Annotated in this window: 16 protein-coding genes and 2 tRNA genes; 7 read left to right on the forward strand and 11 right to left on the reverse strand. The window is 32.7% G+C overall.

The window, feature by feature from the left end; genetic code table 11:
* Positions 1-36: 36 nt before the first annotated feature.
* From uxaC to trxB, 10 genes are all read right to left on the reverse strand, one after another.
* Entirely contained in the window at positions 37-1,440 is a 1,404-nt protein-coding gene (uxaC, locus tag Q0772_RS01010) for a glucuronate isomerase (protein ID WP_298338970.1), read from the reverse strand.
* 8 nt (positions 1,441-1,448) lie between these two features.
* Positions 1,449-2,627 carry a DUF4861 family protein gene (locus Q0772_RS01015; protein ID WP_298338973.1) on the reverse strand — a complete coding sequence of 393 codons (1,179 nt, stop codon included), beginning with the start codon at positions 2,625-2,627 and terminating at the stop codon, positions 1,449-1,451.
* Position 2,628: 1 nt separating this feature from the next.
* Positions 2,629-3,423 (reverse strand): gluconate 5-dehydrogenase, encoded by a 795-nt coding sequence (locus Q0772_RS01020; RefSeq protein WP_298338976.1) that lies wholly within the window; start codon positions 3,421-3,423, stop codon positions 2,629-2,631.
* A gap of 3 nt (positions 3,424-3,426) precedes the next feature.
* The gene (gene kduI, locus Q0772_RS01025; RefSeq protein WP_298338979.1) at positions 3,427-4,269 is read right to left on the reverse strand and encodes a 5-dehydro-4-deoxy-D-glucuronate isomerase; all 843 of its coding nucleotides are present in this window, start codon (positions 4,267-4,269) and stop codon (positions 3,427-3,429) included.
* Between the two features lie 21 nt (positions 4,270-4,290).
* Positions 4,291-5,466: a mannonate dehydratase gene (gene uxuA / locus Q0772_RS01030; RefSeq protein WP_298338981.1), complete on the reverse strand. Its 1,176-nt coding sequence runs from the start codon at positions 5,464-5,466 to the stop codon at positions 4,291-4,293.
* Between the two features lies 1 nt (position 5,467).
* Positions 5,468-6,445, reverse strand: coding sequence for a Gfo/Idh/MocA family oxidoreductase (locus tag Q0772_RS01035; protein ID WP_298338984.1), 978 nt, complete (start codon positions 6,443-6,445; stop codon positions 5,468-5,470).
* 18 nt (positions 6,446-6,463) lie between these two features.
* On the reverse strand, positions 6,464-7,291 hold the full coding sequence (locus tag Q0772_RS01040; protein ID WP_298338987.1) for an SDR family oxidoreductase: 828 nt from the start codon (positions 7,289-7,291) through the stop codon (positions 6,464-6,466).
* 301 nt (positions 7,292-7,592) lie between these two features.
* The gene (locus Q0772_RS01045; protein ID WP_298338990.1) at positions 7,593-8,654 is read right to left on the reverse strand and encodes a GntR family transcriptional regulator; all 1,062 of its coding nucleotides are present in this window, start codon (positions 8,652-8,654) and stop codon (positions 7,593-7,595) included.
* Positions 8,655-8,992: 338 nt separating this feature from the next.
* A tRNA-Pro gene (locus Q0772_RS01050) sits at positions 8,993-9,067 on the reverse strand.
* A 121-nt stretch (positions 9,068-9,188) separates the two neighbouring features.
* Positions 9,189-10,169: a thioredoxin-disulfide reductase gene (gene trxB / locus Q0772_RS01055; protein WP_298338993.1), complete on the reverse strand. Its 981-nt coding sequence runs from the start codon at positions 10,167-10,169 to the stop codon at positions 9,189-9,191.
* A 169-nt stretch (positions 10,170-10,338) separates the two neighbouring features.
* Here trxB and Q0772_RS01060 point away from each other — a divergent pair, with 169 nt between their 5' ends.
* The gene (locus Q0772_RS01060; protein WP_298338996.1) at positions 10,339-11,301 is read left to right on the forward strand and encodes a D-2-hydroxyacid dehydrogenase; all 963 of its coding nucleotides are present in this window, start codon (positions 10,339-10,341) and stop codon (positions 11,299-11,301) included.
* 34 nt (positions 11,302-11,335) lie between these two features.
* Here Q0772_RS01060 and Q0772_RS01065 read toward each other — a convergent pair.
* Positions 11,336-11,410: transfer RNA gene (locus Q0772_RS01065), tRNA-Pro, on the reverse strand.
* A 385-nt stretch (positions 11,411-11,795) separates the two neighbouring features.
* On the opposite strand from Q0772_RS01065, the gene udk reads away from it, so the two are divergent.
* Genes udk through scpA form a run of 6 tightly spaced genes read left to right on the forward strand, consistent with a single transcriptional unit; the run spans position 11,796 to position 17,527 of the window.
* Positions 11,796-12,401, forward strand: a complete 606-nt coding sequence (gene udk, locus Q0772_RS01070; protein ID WP_298338999.1) for a uridine kinase — start codon at positions 11,796-11,798, stop codon at positions 12,399-12,401.
* Position 12,402: 1 nt separating this feature from the next.
* Positions 12,403-12,726 (forward strand): septum formation initiator family protein, encoded by a 324-nt coding sequence (locus Q0772_RS01075; RefSeq protein ID WP_298339002.1) that lies wholly within the window; start codon positions 12,403-12,405, stop codon positions 12,724-12,726.
* The gene (locus Q0772_RS01080) at positions 12,719-14,080 is read left to right on the forward strand and encodes a methylmalonyl-CoA mutase subunit beta (protein ID WP_298339005.1); all 1,362 of its coding nucleotides are present in this window, start codon (positions 12,719-12,721) and stop codon (positions 14,078-14,080) included. The genes Q0772_RS01075 and Q0772_RS01080 overlap by 8 nt, the downstream gene beginning before the upstream one ends.
* Complete coding sequence (locus Q0772_RS01085; protein ID WP_298339008.1) at positions 14,070-14,753, forward strand: hypothetical protein; 684 nt, start codon at positions 14,070-14,072, stop codon at positions 14,751-14,753. Before Q0772_RS01080 ends, Q0772_RS01085 begins: the two co-directional genes overlap by 11 nt.
* 6 nt (positions 14,754-14,759) lie before the next feature.
* Positions 14,760-15,401, forward strand: coding sequence for a hypothetical protein (locus Q0772_RS01090; RefSeq protein ID WP_298339010.1), 642 nt, complete (start codon positions 14,760-14,762; stop codon positions 15,399-15,401).
* On the forward strand, positions 15,401-17,527 hold the full coding sequence (gene scpA, locus Q0772_RS01095; RefSeq protein ID WP_298339013.1) for a methylmalonyl-CoA mutase: 2,127 nt from the start codon (positions 15,401-15,403) through the stop codon (positions 17,525-17,527). Before Q0772_RS01090 ends, scpA begins: the two co-directional genes overlap by 1 nt.
* Positions 17,528-17,539 lie beyond the last annotated feature (12 nt).

Here is a 17,539-nt window from a genome sequence, read left to right on the forward strand (position 1 = left end):
ACCAAAATGGCATTGTCAGTTGTCTCACCTTAATTTTTACTTAAATTTAAAATAGTTTTTGGCATTATAATAACAAATATCCTGAACCATTTTACCTAATAATTTTATATCATTAGGCAACAATCCTTGTTTTACATCCTCTCCAATAATGTTGCACAAAATGCGTCTAAAATATTCATGTCTTGTAAATGATAAGAAACTTCTACTATCTGTTAACATACCCACAAAACGACTTAGAAGCCCCATGTTGGACAAACAGTTTATTTGTTTTTCCATACCATCTTTTTGATCTAAAAACCACCAACCAGAACCCCATTGCATTTTTCCTGGAACTCCTCCTTCACTATAATTTCCCATCATAGTTGCAAACACTTCGTTTTGCGATGGGTTTAAATTATAAGAAATTGTTTTTGCTAATTGATTTGTTCCATCTAGTCTGTTAAAGAGTTTAGACATAGCTTTAGCTGCTGGAAAATCTCCTATAGAATCTACTCCAGCATCTAAACCTACTTGGTTTAACAACCTATCATTGTTATTTCTTATAGCTCCTACATGAAACTGTTGCACCCATCCTTTATCGTGATACATTTTACATAATTTATCTAAGATACAAGATGCATAAATACTAACGTCTTTATTAGATATTTCATCACCTAACAAACGTTTCTTAAAAATAATATCAGCCGCCTCCTCTGTATAATCAGCAGCATATATTTCTTCCATTCCATAATCAGATAAACGACAACCTGCAGCATCAAAATAGTCAATTCTACTTTCTATAGCTTTTAATAAATCGCTGAGAGACTCAATAGAAAAACCAACACAACTAGATAATTTATTAATATATGTGTTAAAGTTTTCTTTTTTTATAAATAACAATGCATCTGGTCTAAACGTTGGAAAAACCTTAGTAAAGAACTCTTTCTCTGATATTTCTTTGTGATACTTTAAATCATCAATCGGATCATCTGTTGTACAGATGACTTCAACCTTCATATCTTCTAAAAGTTGAGCAGGTGTTTTATTTTCTAGAACTGTATTTGCCTTCTTGTAAATATCTTCTGCAGTATTAGGGCTAAGTAAATCATCTATCCCGAAATAGCGCTTTAATTCCAAATGTGTCCAATGATACAAAGGGTTTCTTAAAGTATATGGCACGGTTTCAGCCCACTTTAAAAACTTTTCTTTTTTTGCAGTTGCAGAGCCTGTAATAAAAATTTCCTCTATACCATTAGCCCGCATAGCTCTCCATTTGTAATGGTCTCCGTCTAACCAAGCATCTGTAATGTTTTTTATAGGTAAATTCTCAGCAATTTTTTGTGGTGATAAATGATTATGATAATCTAGAATGGGTAAATCCTTTGCAAAATTATGATATAACTTTTCAGCAATATCAGATTGTAAGATGAAGTTAGTTGTTATAAAATTGGCTGTTTCCATGTATTACTTTAATTGAAGATAACCTCTAATGGGTTATTTACTTTTTTGGTAAATGTTTCTAGATAATTATTCCACGACTCTTTAGATATAAATTCATTTGCTTTTTTCCATCCAAATCCCGCATAATATATCACTTTCCCCTCATTTACTTTAATATTAGCGTATAGATTACTCCAATCTTTGGCAGAAGTATCAAACAATTTACTAGATATCATGTTATTGTTTGGTACTACAATTGCTGTTCCCAATTCTGAATCATCATGTGGTTCCCAGTAAGATATATATCCAGCATCTTTATTTTGTGTATCAACACCATCTTTCTCATGCAATGTTAAACCAACTTGCACACGGTCAGTTCCTAATATTTCAACCTCAAATCTTGATAAATTACTACCATAATCTAAAGAAATATATTTTGTTTCGGAAATAGCATTACCATCAGCATCCCAATCGGCATATTCTAACATAAAACTCGTTCTTAAAGGGCCTGTAGTAATAGTTTTCCATTTTGTAAAATTCCTAGACACATAATATGTGGTGTCTATTTGTACAGCTATTCCTCCAACACCTCTACTAACACCTACGTGAAAATTATCTAATCCATCTCCAATGTCTTGATGATACGCTCCTTTTTTCTCATCATTCCTTTTGTACCATTTGTTTATAATTGGAGTTTCTACGCGTTTTAACCATGCATCAATACCACTTGATAATGTTCCGCCTTTCACATTATCTTCTACCATTTTTTGGGCTACAGGACCAAAAGTTCTGAATGCTACTTTATTATTTTCCCAAGCATAATCGTCAGTCCTTTCTGGAACAAACCTAGAATAACAGTATTCTATTAGCTCTGGCTTTTCATCAGCATTTACTTTAGAAAGTTTGTATTGCGCTTCAGAATTTGCTTCTATTTTAGGTTGAAACAATAACATATCAGCATTTCCATCTTGATTTGAATCTACTACTTGAGATACCAAAACTTTATTTGTCTTAATATCTATGACACCAATATCTTCAATACTCATTCCCTCTGATAAAAGGACATCAGTTACACTAATCTCAACAGTTTCAAAACTCCTTGGTATATCCAAAGTGTTTTTTACAGTAATAATTTGTTTTGCTTCGTTCTCACAATTAAAAAACACAAAAAGAAGAATAAATAAAGCAGGTATTGATATTGTTTTCATTTTATTCTTCGTTTGATGGTTTACCTATAGTGGCCAAAATACCGCCATCTACATAAAGTATATGACCGTTTACAAAATCACTAGCTTTTGATGATAAGAATATTGCAGCTCCTGCTAAATCATCAGGATCACCCCACTTAGCAGCAGGTGTTCTATTTACAATGAAATCATTAAATGGATGTCCTTCAACTCTGATTGGAGCTGTTTGTGAGGTAGCAAAATACCCTGGACCAATACCATTTATTTGAATATTGTGTTTTGCCCATTCAGTCGCCATGTTTTGGGTAAGCATTTTGAGCCCGCCTTTGGCTGCAGCATAAGCACCAACACTATTACGACCTAACTCACTCATCATAGAGCAAATGTTAATTACCTTTCCTTCTTTTCTATCAATCATACCCTTTACAACATGCTTAGATACGATAAAAGGGCTTACCAAATCTATGTCTATTACTTGTTTAAAGTCTTCAACCTCCATTTCAATAAGCGGAGTTCGTTTTATGATTCCTGCGTTATTAATCAAAATATCTATTTGCCCAATTTCTTGCTCAATTTTAGAAATAGCTGCAATAACCTGAGCTTCATCAGCTACATTAAACTTATAACCAACAGCATTTATACCTTCGCTTTTATATTCAGCTACGGCTTTATCTATTTTTTCTTGAGACGAGTTACCATTTACAATAATAGTAGCTCCAGCAAGACCTAAACCTCTAGCCATAGCCATACCTAAACCATGTGTACTACCAGTAACTAAAGCATTTTTACCTTTTATATCGAATAATGAAATACTCATAATTTATCTTAGTTCATTTATTTTAGCGACATCCATATCTCCATAATCTAAATTCTCACCTGCCATACCCCAGATAAAAGTATAATTAGATGTACCTGAACCAGAGTGAATAGACCATGGTGGAGAAATTACTGCTTGATGATTTTGCATCCAAATATGCCTTGTTTCTTGCGGTTCTCCCATAAAATGACAAACTGACTGTCCTTCCATAATATCAAGATAATAATACACCTCCATTCTACGATCGTGAACATGCGCTGGCATTGTATTCCATACACTACCTGTTTTAAGTTCCGTCATACCCATTTGAAGTTGACATGTATCCACAATACCTCCAATAATTTGTTGGTTTACCGTACGATGATTTGCCGTTTCTAAAGAGCCTAATTCAATTTTATTAGCATCTGCTTTACTTACTTTTTTCGTTGGAAATGTTTTATGTGCTGGTGCAGAATTTATATAAAACTTAGCTGGATTACTTTTATCTAAGCTTTTAAAAATAACATTTTCTATACCTCTTCCAATGTAGAGCGCATCTTTTAAGGTAAGTTCAAATATCTCCCCATCCACCTCAACTGTTCCATCTCCACCAACATTGATGATCCCCATTTCTCTTCTTTCCAAGAAATATGAAGCCTTTAATGGATCAATAGTTTCTAATGTAATTGGTGCATCAACAGGAACTGCAGATCCTGCAACATATCTATCATAATGCGTATATACCAAAACTAATTGATCCTCTGTCATTAAATTATCAATTAAAAATTCATCTCTTAATTCTTTTGTATCGTAAGCTTTAACTGCTTTAGGACTACTTGCGTAACGTGTTTCGTAATGTGTTTTCATTTGAAAAAATGTGTTTTGATATTATATAGTATGTTTTAAACCGTATTCTAGACCTCTCAATTCAGCTAAACCACGTAATCTTCCAATTCCTGAATACCCAGGGTTGGTTTTTTTATTCAAATCGTCAAGCATTTGGTGTCCATGATCGGGCCTAACTGGAATAGCAAAATCAGTATATCCTGCTTCTTGTCGTCTCTTTTCTTCAATTAGTATTTCTTTTACAACACTGTACATATCTACATCTCCGTCCAAGTGATTGGCTTCATAGAAATTGCCTACTTCATCCCGCTTTGTACTTCTTAAGTGTAAAAAGTGTGCTCTATCAGCAAATCGTTTGAAAATATTTACCAAATCATTATCTGCTCTTACACCTAATGAGCCAGTACAGAATGTAATACCATTAGCTCTATCTGGAACATTTTCAAATAGATAAGCATAATCTTCTTCTGTACTAACAACTCTTGGTAATCCTAAAATAGGGTAAGGTGGATCATCAGGGTGAATACACATTAATACTCCATTTTTAGATGCCACAGGAATAATTTCCTTTAAAAAAGACACTAAATTCTCTCTTAATGCTTGAGCATCTATATCTTTGTATGTATCTAGTATAGTTTGAAATTGCTCTAAAGTATATCCTTCTTCAGCCCCTGGTAAACCAGCAATGATATTGTTAACCAATTTTGTTTTACCATTATCTGATAAGCTGTCAACATAGGCTTTGGCAGCCTTTTGTTGTGCATCTGAATATGCATTTTCAGCTCCTGGACGTTTGAGCAAAAACAACTCAAAAGCAGCAAATGCAATTACATCAAAACGCAATGCTCTAGAACCATCTTCTACTTTAAAACCTAGATCAGTTCGTGTCCAATCTAGAACTGGCATAAAATTATAACAAACTATATTTATATCACATTTTGCTAAATTCTCGATGCTTTTTTTGTAGCGATCTACATAGATTTCAAATTGTCCTGAACGTGTTTTTATATTCTCATGAACTGGGATACTTTCAACTACATTCCAATTTAAACCTTCGCTTTCTATAGCAGACTTTCTCTTTTGAATTTCATCCACAGTCCATACCTCTCCATTTGGAATATGGTGCAATGCAGAAACAACACCTGTTGCACCTGCTTGTTTTATATCTGATAAAGATACGGGATCATTTGGTCCGTACCATCTCCATGTCTGTTCCATTTTATATTATTTCTTTTTTTGTGAATTCTTGCATTAATTTCGTAACCAATCTACCGTCTTCAACTGGACAAGGGTTACTTCGTTTTCCTAGAAAATAATTAACTGTTTCATGAATCATGGGGAACTGTATATTTTCTGGATTTTTAAATTCGAAAGTTTTATTTATTTTAGTTGAATTAAGTATGAGTTTTTCCTTGTAAAAGGAAATCTCAATCGTTCCATTTTCCCCATAAATAACACAACGATCTTCTTCTAAATCATAGGGAATAGCAAAAGACCACATACCGCGGAATTGAATATTATTTTTAAAGCTTATTATTCCATTAACCGTATCATCAACATTATTTATTTTTGACTGATTTACTGAAATGCCTTTTGCAATATCATAATCTCCAAAAAAATAATACATCAAATCTATTTGATGAGGAGCTATATCGTGAAAATACCCACCTCCAGATATTTCTTTATCCAATCTCCAAGTGGCTTTATCATTAAAATCATAAGGCTGCAAAAACCTCAAGTCTACAAATTTTATATCACCTATAGTATTGCTATTTATTAATTCTTTAACCTTAACATACATTGGCAAAAACCTACGATAATGTGCAACTACTAACTTTTGAGTACTCTTATGAACAGCATCCCGTAATATTACTGCCTCTTCATCATTAATAGCCATTGGCTTTTCAATGTATACATTTTTACCTGCATCTAAAGCTTTTAATGCATATTCTAAATGTGTAGATGGTGGTGTTGCTATATATATAGCATTAATATCTGGATTAGCTAGAAGTTCATCTGCATCATTATACCATAATGGTACATTATGACGTTTAGCAAAATCCTCAGCTAAGTCCCCATTACGCCGCATAACAGCAAGCAATTTAGAATTATCGCATTTTTGAAATGCAGGACCACTTTTAACCTCAACTACATCCCCACATCCAATAACTCCCCAAGTAACTGAATCGTTAATCACTATCTTTAAGATTTTAAATTAAACGCCACTGTATGCACTAAAACCTCCATCAATAGGAATAACAACACCTGTTACAAATGAAGCACCTTCACTACACAACCATAATGTTGTACCCACTAAATCTTCAGGCTCTCCAAATTTACCCATAGGTGTTTGGTCTATTATCTGGTTTCCTCGCTCTGTTAAGCTTCCATCTGCATTTGTTAACAAGGCTCTATTTTGCTCTGTTAAGAAAAAACCAGGAGCCAAAGCATTTACTCTAATATTAACTTTTGAAAAGTGTACAGAAAGCCATTGAGTAAAATTTGAAACAGCAGCTTTTGCACCACTGTAAGCTGGTATTTTAGTTAAAGGTGTAAAGGCATTCATAGAAGAAATATTCAAAATGCTACACCCTATTCTCCCCACCATATCTTCAGCAAAAATTTGAGTTGGCAAAAGTGTCCCTATAAAATTTAAATTAAATACAAATTGTATCCCTTTTGGATCTAAATCAAAAAAAGTTTTAAACCCTTCAGTGGTATTCTTTAAATCTTCTAATTGTAAAAAGGGATTCGTAGTTGTTCCCAGAGGGTGGTTTCCTCCAGCACCGTTAATTAAGATATCACATTTACCAAAAGACTTATTAACCTCCTCTTTTGCGGCAATTAATGAATCTTTTTCTAATACATTTGCTTCAACTCCTATGGCTGTCCCTCCTGCTTTGTTTATCTTTTCTGCAGCTTCCAAAGCCGCCTCTTTGTTTAAATCTAACAAAGCTATACGATTGCCTTGTTTTGATAGTGCCTCTGCCAGTGTACTACATAGCACACCTCCTGCACCAGTAACTACTATTGTTTTACTCATTTAAGTTTGTTTGTTGTTTGTTATTCAATTGACTAATCAATGCTAAATTAGACTTTTTTAAGCTACGATTCTAAATTCAAAAAAGTTATTATTTCATAAAAATAAGCTTGTAAATTGTTATTCCCATGAAGTAAACAACTAATTGTACTATATCACCCCTAAATTTGTACATTTTAAGGAATAGTAAAGAAATAAACATTCAAAAGTGCCTTAGAACAAATATAACCAACAAGGTAATTTGCGCCGTCCTGCTCCATCCTGCTCTATCCTGAAAAAGAATATGTTTTTAAAAAGTCAGTCTTTAGAGCGAATCTCTTAAGATTAAGTCAGTTATCAGATAAGACTTTACTGGATTTTTAGAAGTAATAAACTCCGCAACTTTAGCCCCAAACTCTTTAAAATCAATTGAAATTACTGAAATACCCTTATAAGTAAATCGCTTTAAAGGCGTATCATTATAAGACAATATTCCTACATCCCTACCTAACTCATAATCTATATCATTACATTGCCGCAAAAGCTCATAAAGTACACGGTCATTCACACAAATATAAGCTGTACTTTTCTTTACAATTAGCGATTTTGAATCATCACATATTGAATAGTCAAAATGATTTTTAACACAAAATCTTTTAAAATACTCAACGCTTTCATAAGGATGATGTGTAAACTCTGGATATACAAAACTTAATTCTTTATATTTTCTAAATAAGTGTGAAGCTTTTTCTAAACACGAATAAAAAGCTTTCCCAAAATCCTGAAAAACATAGTTACCCTTTTCACTTAAATTAGCTTTCCAATCTATCAACAAAAGTTTTTCTGAATCAATTTTTGACAAACTCTCAATAACTTCCTGATCATCAAAACCCATTACAATATACTTATAATACTTTCCGCTATCAACATTTAACATGGTCTTGAAGTTTTTTATGTTGTAATGATGAAATTGCAAGTCAACAATTACATCATCAGGCATATAACTCATAAAAGAATGATAAAAAACTTCCTTGTAGGCTTTAAAAGTACTTATTAGAAGCAAAACTTTTTTTCTACTTTCACTTATATAATACCCTTTATTCGGAGTTGCTTTTATATACCCTTGTTTTTTTAATAATGTATAGGCTTTAAAAACAGTATCTCTAGAAATATTATATTCTTTACTAAATTCATTTATGGAAGGGATACTATCTCCAGAACTAAAAGTATTTATCTCAATAGATTCTTTAAAGGCATTAACCACCTTCATGTATTTCGGAATGTTATTCCCGTTGATATTTTTTAGAACAATTCTCTGATCAACCATTTTGGAAAACTCAATATATTTATCATTAGAACCTAGATTATAGTCATAGAAAACAAACATCTAGTGCTTCAAAGAAATTATAAAAAATAGAATTGTCTATCCTGTACTTTCTGAACAATCAGAAAAACACTTGTTCATTAATAAACTTCAAGAAAGCTTAAGTAATTAGCTTACGCTGTTATTTCAGAATATAAAATCATTCTTTAAACCCCATCAAAAAAAGGAGAAATAAAAATAAGCTTAAAATTTTATTTTTTAATGTTAGTAGATATTATAAGTAGATTAGCAAACATCTTCTTCTGTTTAAATGAAGCCCTACATAATACTATTGAAAATAGAGCTTTGGTTTAAAAAAATCTTCAGATTTTCTTAACAAAAAAACTGAAGCTTAGATTTCGTCGGGATGACAGGATTTGAACCTGCGACCACACGGCCCCCAGCCGTGTACGCTAACCGGACTGCGCCACATCCCGTTTTTAAAACAGTTTCCAAAGAAAACATATTTTTAAATAATTACAAAACAAAAAAGCCAAAGCTGTTAGCTTTGGCTTTCAAATATTTAACCGTCCTCCTATTTAGTAAGACATGTTTTGTTTAATTATATGTTGATGTAGATACTTCAAACGTTGCATCTTTAGCTGCTAAATATCGCTCTGCATCAAGTGCTGCCATACAGCCTGTTCCTGCAGCAGTTACTGCTTGTCTGTATACATGATCTGCAGCATCACCGGACACAAAAACACCATCAATATTTGTTTTAGAACTCCCTGGAACATTGATAATGTAACCTGTTTCATCTAAATCTAAATAATCTTTAAAAATATCAGTATTTGGTTTATGACCGATAGCTACAAAAAAACCTGTGGCAGGAATATCGTGCTTTTCTTTAGTTTTATTATTAAACACACGAACGCCGTTTACCACTTGTCCATCACCTAAAACCTCATCAGTTTCAGTATTGAATAGTATCTCTATGTTTTCAGTATTTCTTACTCTGGCTTCCATAATTTTAGAAGCTCTAAACTCATCACGCCTTACCAACATAGTTACCTTTTTACATAACTTTGATAAATAGTGAGCCTCCTCACAAGCTGAATCGCCTGCTCCCACTATAACCACTTCTTGATTTCTATAAAAGAAACCATCACAAACAGCACAAGCTGAGACACCGCCTCCCAATTTTAAATATTTCTGTTCAGAATCTAAACCTAAATATTTTGCAGAAGCCCCTGTTGAAATAATTATAGTATCTGCATGAATTTCTTTTTCATCATTCACCCAAACTTTATGTACATCACCTGAGAAATCTACCTTGGTAATCCATCCATTACGCACGTCGGTATCAAAACGTTCCGCTTGCGCTTGTAGCTGCATCATCATTTCTGGACCTGTTACACCTTCTGGGTATCCAGGGAAATTTTCAACATCATTGGTAGTTGTCAATTGCCCACCTGGTTGCGACCCTTGATACAATACTGGGTTCATATTTGCCCTTGCCGCGTAAATTGCTGCCGTATAACCCGCGGGTCCAGAGCCTATTATTAAACATTTTAATCTTTCTATATCTTCTGCCATGATCTTATCAATTTAGTAGAACAAAAGTAGAATTTTTGGTGTAAACCTTACACATAAGTTATTAACAGTTGTCTATAACATAATATCTAAAAACTATACCTCATTAAAATCCTATTCAAACATTTATTGTTATTTCATAAGCACTATCTTTAGCCTAAATTTGAAACTTATGAAAATAGTAGTTTTAGACGGCCATACATTAAACCCAGGAGATTTAAACTGGGATATGTTAAAAACCTTTGGAGATGTTACCGTTTTTGATAGAACAGCTTACAAAGATGTTGACATTATTAAAAATATTGGTGATGCCGAAATTATTTTCACAAACAAAACACCCATCAATAAAAGTGTTTTACAAAGTGCAACTGCATTAAAATATATAGGCGTTTTAGCAACTGGCTATAATGTTGTAGATATAGAAACCGCTAAATTAAATGGCGTTACGGTAACTAATGTCCCAGACTATAGTTCGCAATCTGTTGCGCAATTCACAATGGCATTAATTTTAGAATTATGTCACCACATAGGCCATCATAATCTTTCTGTACAGCAAGGCGATTGGGTTAAAAGCAAAGACTTTTCATTTTGGAATTACCCATTAATTGAATTAGCTGGAAAAACGCTTGGTCTTATTGGATTTGGTAAAATTGGTAAAGCCACAGCAAAATTAGCCGAAGCCTTCGGTATGAAAATATTAGTATTTAATAGAACAAAGTATTCTGAATTTGAAAATGAAAATTTAAGATTCACAACGTTAGATGATGTTTTACAAAATTCAGATTTTATAAGCTTACATTGCCCTTTAACTTCAGAAACAAAAGGTATTATAAATGCAGATTCAATTAAAAAAATGAAAGATACTGCGTTTTTAATCAATACATCCAGAGGACCTTTAGTAAATGAGTTAGATTTGGCTAATGCACTAAATAATAATAAAATTTCTGGAGCTGCTATTGATGTAATTTCAGCAGAACCAATGCAAGCAGAAAACCCTTTATTGGGAGCAAAAAACTGCATAATAACACCGCATATTGCCTGGGCACCAAAAGAAGCACGCCAACGATTAATGGATACAACTATTGAAAATCTTAACGCATTTTTAAAAGGCAACCCACAAAATGTTGTAAACTAAAAAAGACTTTTCATAAAAATGAAAAGTCTTTTAGTCGGGGTGGCAGGATTCGAACCTGCGACCTCCGCGTCCCAAACGCGGCGCGATAACCGGGCTACGCTACACCCCGAAATAGTTATCTAAGCGGATGCAAATATACTCCTTTAAACCAGTTTTTAAAGTATTTTTCTAAGAAAAATTTAGTTTTTCAAATTTTTACATGTTTTAGTAAACTTCTAATTTCGGCTAGTGAAAAAAAACAATGTCTTTGCTTAGTATTTAGCAGCATTAGTCTAACCTTTTATTGATGATTTAAGTATTACAAACGATAGCATTAATTACTAAAACACTTCTAAAGCTCAAAAGCCTGCATTACTAAATAAAAAGTATAATTAATTCTATAAATGGCTTTATAACTACCAAAAAGTTGCTAATTCAAAAAAATAGTCTCAATCCACACCTTATCATTTTACATTTACTAAATTTGTTTTTAGGAGAAACAAACCCAAAACACTATGTTAGTAATCGGAATTGCAGGAGGCACAGGATGCGGTAAAACTACTGTGGTAAATCAGCTTTTAAAAGAGCTTCCCGAAGGTGAAGTAAGTGTTATATCTCAAGATTCATATTACAAGGACACCTCGCATTTAAGCTATGATGAACGAGTAAAAATTAATTTTGATCACCCAAGGAGTATCGATTTTGATTTACTGGCAGTACACCTTAAAGCATTAAAAAGTAACGAACCTATACACCAACCCGTATACTCCTTCGTTAAACATAATAGAACTGGTGATACCATTTTAACGCATCCTAGAAAGGTAATGATTGTAGAAGGTATTTTAATACTTACCAACCCTGAACTTCGGGATATGTTTGATATTAAAATTTTTGTACATGCGGATAGCGACGAGCGTTTGATTAGACGATTGAAGCGTGATATTTCAGAACGTGGTAGGGATTTAGATGAAGTATTAACGCGTTATAAAACCACCTTAAAACCAATGCATGATCAGTTTATAGAACCCATGAAAGAGTATGCAGATATTATTATACCAAACAACCATTATAACACGGTAGCCATTGATATTGTGCGCACCATCATTAATGAGAAATTATAATATGGCATTACCAAAAAACAAATACTTAAAACCCTTTAAAAATATTTTTATTCTAATTTTAGCTGTATTTGCTATTTGGATGTTGTTTTTTGATGCCAATTCTTGGTTAATTCATCATGAGCTTAATACTGAAATTGAAGATTTAGAAAATGAAAAAGAGTATTACAAGAAAGAAATTGAAAAAGACAAAAAAGATCTTAAAAAGCTAAGCACAAAGGAAGGTTTAGAAAAATTTGCTAGAGAAGAATATTACATGAAGCGCGAAAATGAAGAAATTTATATTATTGAATATGAAGATAGTTTAAAAACAAAAAACAATGAGTAACAAATTGTTTGAGGACTTTGATTCTGTATCTGCGAAACAATGGAAACAAAAAATACAGTTCGATTTAAAAGGTGCTAATTACAACGATACTTTAATTTGGAAAACCAATGAAGGTATTAATGTTAAACCCTTTTATCATGCAGATGATTTTGAATCACTAAATAATATTTCTAACACTAAATCAACGCAATGGAAAATCTGTCAAGATATTTTTGTTGCTGATGTTAAAAAATCTAACCTCAAGGCTATTGATATTGTTGAAAGAGGAGCTGAAAGTATCATTTTCATTATCCCTTCAGGTACTATTTCTATTAAAGATTTAACAAAAAATCTCAATATTGAAAACACGCTTTTTTATTTTGAATTACAATTTCTTTCAGAAGAATATATAAATAAAATTTTTACTGAAATCTCTAAAGCAATAGTATTTACGGATGTCATTAATCATCTTTCAAAATCAGGAAACTGGTTTAATAATTTCAATGATGATCTTACTTTATTTAGATCCATTGTTAAAAAAACCTCATCATTTAGCATAGACTCAAGCTTATATCAAAATGCTGGTGCTAATATGGTGCAACAATTGGCTTACACCTTAGCGCATGCTAACGAATACTTAAACACATTAGAACCAGAAGAAGTTAATTTACCAACTTTAAAAGTTACATTTAAAGTTTCAATAGGTACAAACTACTTTTTTGAAATTGCAAAATTACGCGCCTTACGATACTTATGGAAAACACTAGCTACAGAATACAAAATAAATCCAAATTGCCATATTATTGCAAAGCCCACTAAACGCAATAAAACTCTTTATGATTATAATACAAATATGCTCAGAACGACAAGTGAATGTATGAGTGCCGTATTGGGTGGCGCTAATACCATTTGCAATTTAGCTTATGATGCTGTATACCATAAAACTAATGAATTTGGAGAGCGTATTGCTAGAAACCAGTTGTTAATTTTGAAGCACGAAAGTTATTTCAACATGGTTAACAACCCAACTGATGGTTCTTATTACATAGAAAGCATTACAAATCAACTCTCTGAAAAAGCCTTAGAATTATTTAAAAACATTGAAAATAATGGCGGGTTTTTAAAGCAATTAAAAGCAGGTACTATCCAAAGAAAAATTAAAGAAAGTGCCTCAATTGAAAGAAGACAATTTGAAAATGGTGAAGAAATTTTATTAGGAACTAACAAATACCCAAACCCTAACGATAAAATGAAGCATGAATTAGAAATTTATCCATTCATAAAAACAAACCCTAGAAAAACATTAATTGAACCTATAATAGAACAAAGATTATCAGAACATTTAGAACAAAAACGATTAAAAAATGAAAATTAAAATGAATTTAAAACTTACCAGCATCGTATTTTTATTAATTTTTACTGTATTTAGTTGTAAAAAAGAGTCTCATTTTTCAGATTATAAATACACCGACAAACCAGTAGCCTTTACTTGTGAAGGTATAAATAGCAAATTACTCAACGAAGCGCTTTACAGTTTTGAGGATGATATCACTAAACATTACAAAGGAAAAAGTCAAAATTATCGATTAGACCAAGCTTACTCTCAAATTATAAGAAACTCAGTATTTGGAAGATTAAAATTAGAAGATATGGTTTCGAAACATACTGTAAGTATTTTTGAAGCTTTAAAAAATGAAAATGATTTATGGGATGCAAACAATACAAAAAGTCATTTAAACTACAACGGAACCGCAATGAACTGTATTTCAAATGGAATAAAAGATAAGTCCTTAAAAACCACACTTGGCGCCCTATTATCAACCAATAGTATGAGTCCAAAACTATTTGGAGCACCTTTAACTACAAAATACAGATATGCACTAAACGATAAAAATTTAGCCATGTACATTGCTTTAGATTTGTATTATGCCAAAATGTTTGATGTCGATTTTAGTAAAGTGAATTTTAACAAACCTGAGCAAAAAGTAGATTTTAATAAATTACCCCCTAAACAAATGGAAGATCCTCATGCTGGACACAACCACTAGAGCTTAATGATAAAAATCAAAATATATTTTTATACGAGTATCATACTACTGAGTTTAACTTCATGTTTAAACTCAGTAGCCTCTGAGGTTAAAAATTGGATTGAGATAAGTAACATTGAAGATATTAAGGGGCATTATCATTTTTTGAGCGATGATGGTATAAAAATTTTTTTACCACAAAGTTTTAAAAAATACTCTTCTGTCGGTTACCAACAATTATTAGATTCTTTGGCTACAAAAAAGAATTACGATTTAGAAATTAAACGCTTACATGTCCTCAGAGAAATGGAAGGGAATTTTTATATCTTTTTTGATGAAGAGACACGCTCAACTTATACTATAAACACATTACCTTACACACCCCTATACAGGGGAGATGCGCAATATATTTTAGGAATAATCTCCATGAATCATAAGAAAATTGCCAGTAAAACTGATTTGGAATTCACTAAAATAACTGCAAAATATAATTCTAATAAAACCACTCAAATCTTTAAAGCTATTCACAGAATTGATGACACTAAAAAGAGTCTTTCAACTTACAATTCTTCTTATATACTAACATCCAATAAAAAAACAGTTTTTTTACAATTGCACACTGGTTTTGATGTTGATTTTGATCCTTTTCTTCAAAAAATGATTTTATAATGAAAAGAAAAAATCTTCAACATATCAAACTCAAATCAGGAGGTAAAAACTCGAAACTAAAGACTTCGAATTTTAAAACTGCTGAAGGTATTGATATTAAGTCTACCTATTCAAAAGAGGATATTGAAGATTTAGAGCACCTTAATTTTGTTGCAGGCATTACACCTAATCTTCGCGGTCCATATAGCACCATGTATGTGCAAAGACCTTGGACTATTCGTCAGTACGCGGGTTTTTCTACTGCTGAAGAAAGTAATGCTTTTTACAGAAGAAACTTAGCCGCAGGACAAAAAGGATTATCTGTAGCTTTTGATTTAGCCACACATAGAGGTTATGATTCAGACCACGAACGGGTGGTTGGGGATGTTGGTAAAGCTGGTGTAGCTATTGATTCTGTTGAAGACATGAAAATACTCTTTGACCAGATTCCACTAGATAAAATGTCTGTTTCCATGACTATGAATGGTGCCGTTTTACCAATAATGGCTTTTTATATTGTAGCTGCTCAAGAACAAGACGTAAAACCTGAACAACTAGCTGGAACCATTCAAAATGATATATTAAAGGAATTTATGGTTAGAAACACATATATCTATCCGCCTAAACCTTCAATGAAAATCATTTCTGATATTTTTGAGTATACCAGTAAAAACATGCCAAAATTTAATAGCATAAGTATTTCAGGGTATCACATGCAAGAAGCAGGCGCAACTTGTGATATTGAACTTGCATACACCCTTGCAAATGGCTTAGAGTATATTAGAAAAGGTTTAGCTACTGGAATGGATATTGACACCTTTGCGCCTCGCTTATCTTTTTTCTGGGCTATTGGCATGAATCATTTTATGGAAATTGCTAAAATGCGAGCTGCAAGAATGCTCTGGGCAAAAATTGTTAAACAATTCAACCCGAAAAATAAAAAATCCTTATCATTAAGAACACATTGCCAAACATCTGGTTGGAGTTTAACAGAACAAGACCCTTTTAATAATGTAGCTAGAACAACTATTGAAGCCGCGGCAGCAGCATTTGGTGGCACTCAAAGCTTACACACTAACGCTTTAGATGAAGCCATAGCTTTACCTACTGATTTTTCAGCTAGAATTGCAAGAAATACTCAAATTTTTCTGCAAGAAGAAACTAAAATCACAAAAACGGTTGACCCTTGGGCTGGAAGTTTCTATGTTGAAAAGTTAACACATGACATCGCTGAAAAAGCATGGTCTTTAATTGAAGAAGTTGAAGACTTAGGAGGTATGACAAAAGCTATAGAAGCGGGTATCCCAAAGATAAGAATTGAAGAGGCAGCAGCTAGAAAACAAGCCCGAATCGATTCTGGTCAAGATATTATAGTTGGCGTAAATAAATATAGGCTTGAAGAAGAAGCCCCTATTACCACTTTAGAAGTTGATAACCAAACTGTTAAAAACGCTCAAATAGAACGATTAAAAAAAATAAAATCTGAAAGAAATCCCGAAAAAGTAAACTCAGCATTGTTAAAATTAACTAAGGCTGCCCGAACAGGACAAGAAAATTTATTAGCTTTAGCAGTTGAAGCTGCTCGCCAACGTGCTACACTCGGAGAAATAAGTGACGCATTGGAAGCAGAATTTGGAAGACATAAAGCACAAATTAAATCATTTTCGGGCGTGTACAGCAAAGAAATAAAAGACGATAAATCCTTTAAAAGAGCTCAAAAATTAGCTGATATTTTTGCAGATCAAGATGGTAGGCGCCCTCGTATTATGATTGCTAAAATGGGACAAGATGGCCATGACCGAGGAGCAAAAGTTGTTGCAACAGGTTATGCAGATGTTGGCTTTGATGTTGATATTGGTCCACTTTTTCAAACCCCACAAGAAGCCGCTAAACAAGCGGTTGAAAATGATGTTCATATTTTAGGCGTATCCTCTTTAGCTGCAGGTCATAAAACACTAGTCCCCCAAGTTATTGAAGCACTAAAATCTTATAGACGTGATGATATTATAGTTATTGTTGGTGGTGTAATCCCAAAACAAGACTACCAATATTTATTTGATGCTGGTGCCATAGCAGTTTTTGGACCTGGAACAAAAATAAGTGATGCAGCCATTAAAATTTTAGAAATTTTGATTGATGAGGAATAAAAATTTTAAGCC

Source organism: uncultured Algibacter sp., assembly GCF_947490405.1.
Lineage (GTDB): Bacteria > Bacteroidota > Bacteroidia > Flavobacteriales > Flavobacteriaceae > Algibacter_B.

What these genes read in the sequence shown, in the direction of transcription:
- Q0772_RS01015 (WP_298338973.1), bottom strand. Translation starts at nt 2,627, where the DNA reads ATGAAAACAATATCAATACCTGCTTTATTTATTCTTCTTTTTGTGTTT.
- kduI (WP_298338979.1), bottom strand. Translation starts at nt 4,269, where the DNA reads ATGAAAACACATTACGAAACACGTTACGCAAGTAGTCCTAAAGCAGTT.
- scpA (WP_298339013.1), top strand. Translation starts at nt 15,401, where the DNA reads ATGAAAAGAAAAAATCTTCAACATATCAAACTCAAATCAGGAGGTAAA.
- Q0772_RS01085 (WP_298339008.1), top strand. Translation starts at nt 14,070, where the DNA reads ATGAAAATTAAAATGAATTTAAAACTTACCAGCATCGTATTTTTATTA.
- Q0772_RS01090 (WP_298339010.1), top strand. Translation starts at nt 14,760, where the DNA reads ATGATAAAAATCAAAATATATTTTTATACGAGTATCATACTACTGAGT.
- uxuA (WP_298338981.1), bottom strand. Translation starts at nt 5,466, where the DNA reads ATGGAACAGACATGGAGATGGTACGGACCAAATGATCCCGTATCTTTA.
- udk (WP_298338999.1), top strand. Translation starts at nt 11,796, where the DNA reads ATGTTAGTAATCGGAATTGCAGGAGGCACAGGATGCGGTAAAACTACT.
- Q0772_RS01075 (WP_298339002.1), top strand. Translation starts at nt 12,403, where the DNA reads ATGGCATTACCAAAAAACAAATACTTAAAACCCTTTAAAAATATTTTT.
- uxaC (WP_298338970.1), bottom strand. Translation starts at nt 1,440, where the DNA reads ATGGAAACAGCCAATTTTATAACAACTAACTTCATCTTACAATCTGAT.
- Q0772_RS01080 (WP_298339005.1), top strand. Translation starts at nt 12,719, where the DNA reads ATGAGTAACAAATTGTTTGAGGACTTTGATTCTGTATCTGCGAAACAA.
- trxB (WP_298338993.1), bottom strand. Translation starts at nt 10,169, where the DNA reads ATGGCAGAAGATATAGAAAGATTAAAATGTTTAATAATAGGCTCTGGA.
- Q0772_RS01040 (WP_298338987.1), bottom strand. Translation starts at nt 7,291, where the DNA reads ATGAGTAAAACAATAGTAGTTACTGGTGCAGGAGGTGTGCTATGTAGT.
- Q0772_RS01060 (WP_298338996.1), top strand. Translation starts at nt 10,339, where the DNA reads ATGAAAATAGTAGTTTTAGACGGCCATACATTAAACCCAGGAGATTTA.
- Q0772_RS01020 (WP_298338976.1), bottom strand. Translation starts at nt 3,423, where the DNA reads ATGAGTATTTCATTATTCGATATAAAAGGTAAAAATGCTTTAGTTACT.
- Q0772_RS01045 (WP_298338990.1), bottom strand. Translation starts at nt 8,654, where the DNA reads ATGTTTGTTTTCTATGACTATAATCTAGGTTCTAATGATAAATATATT.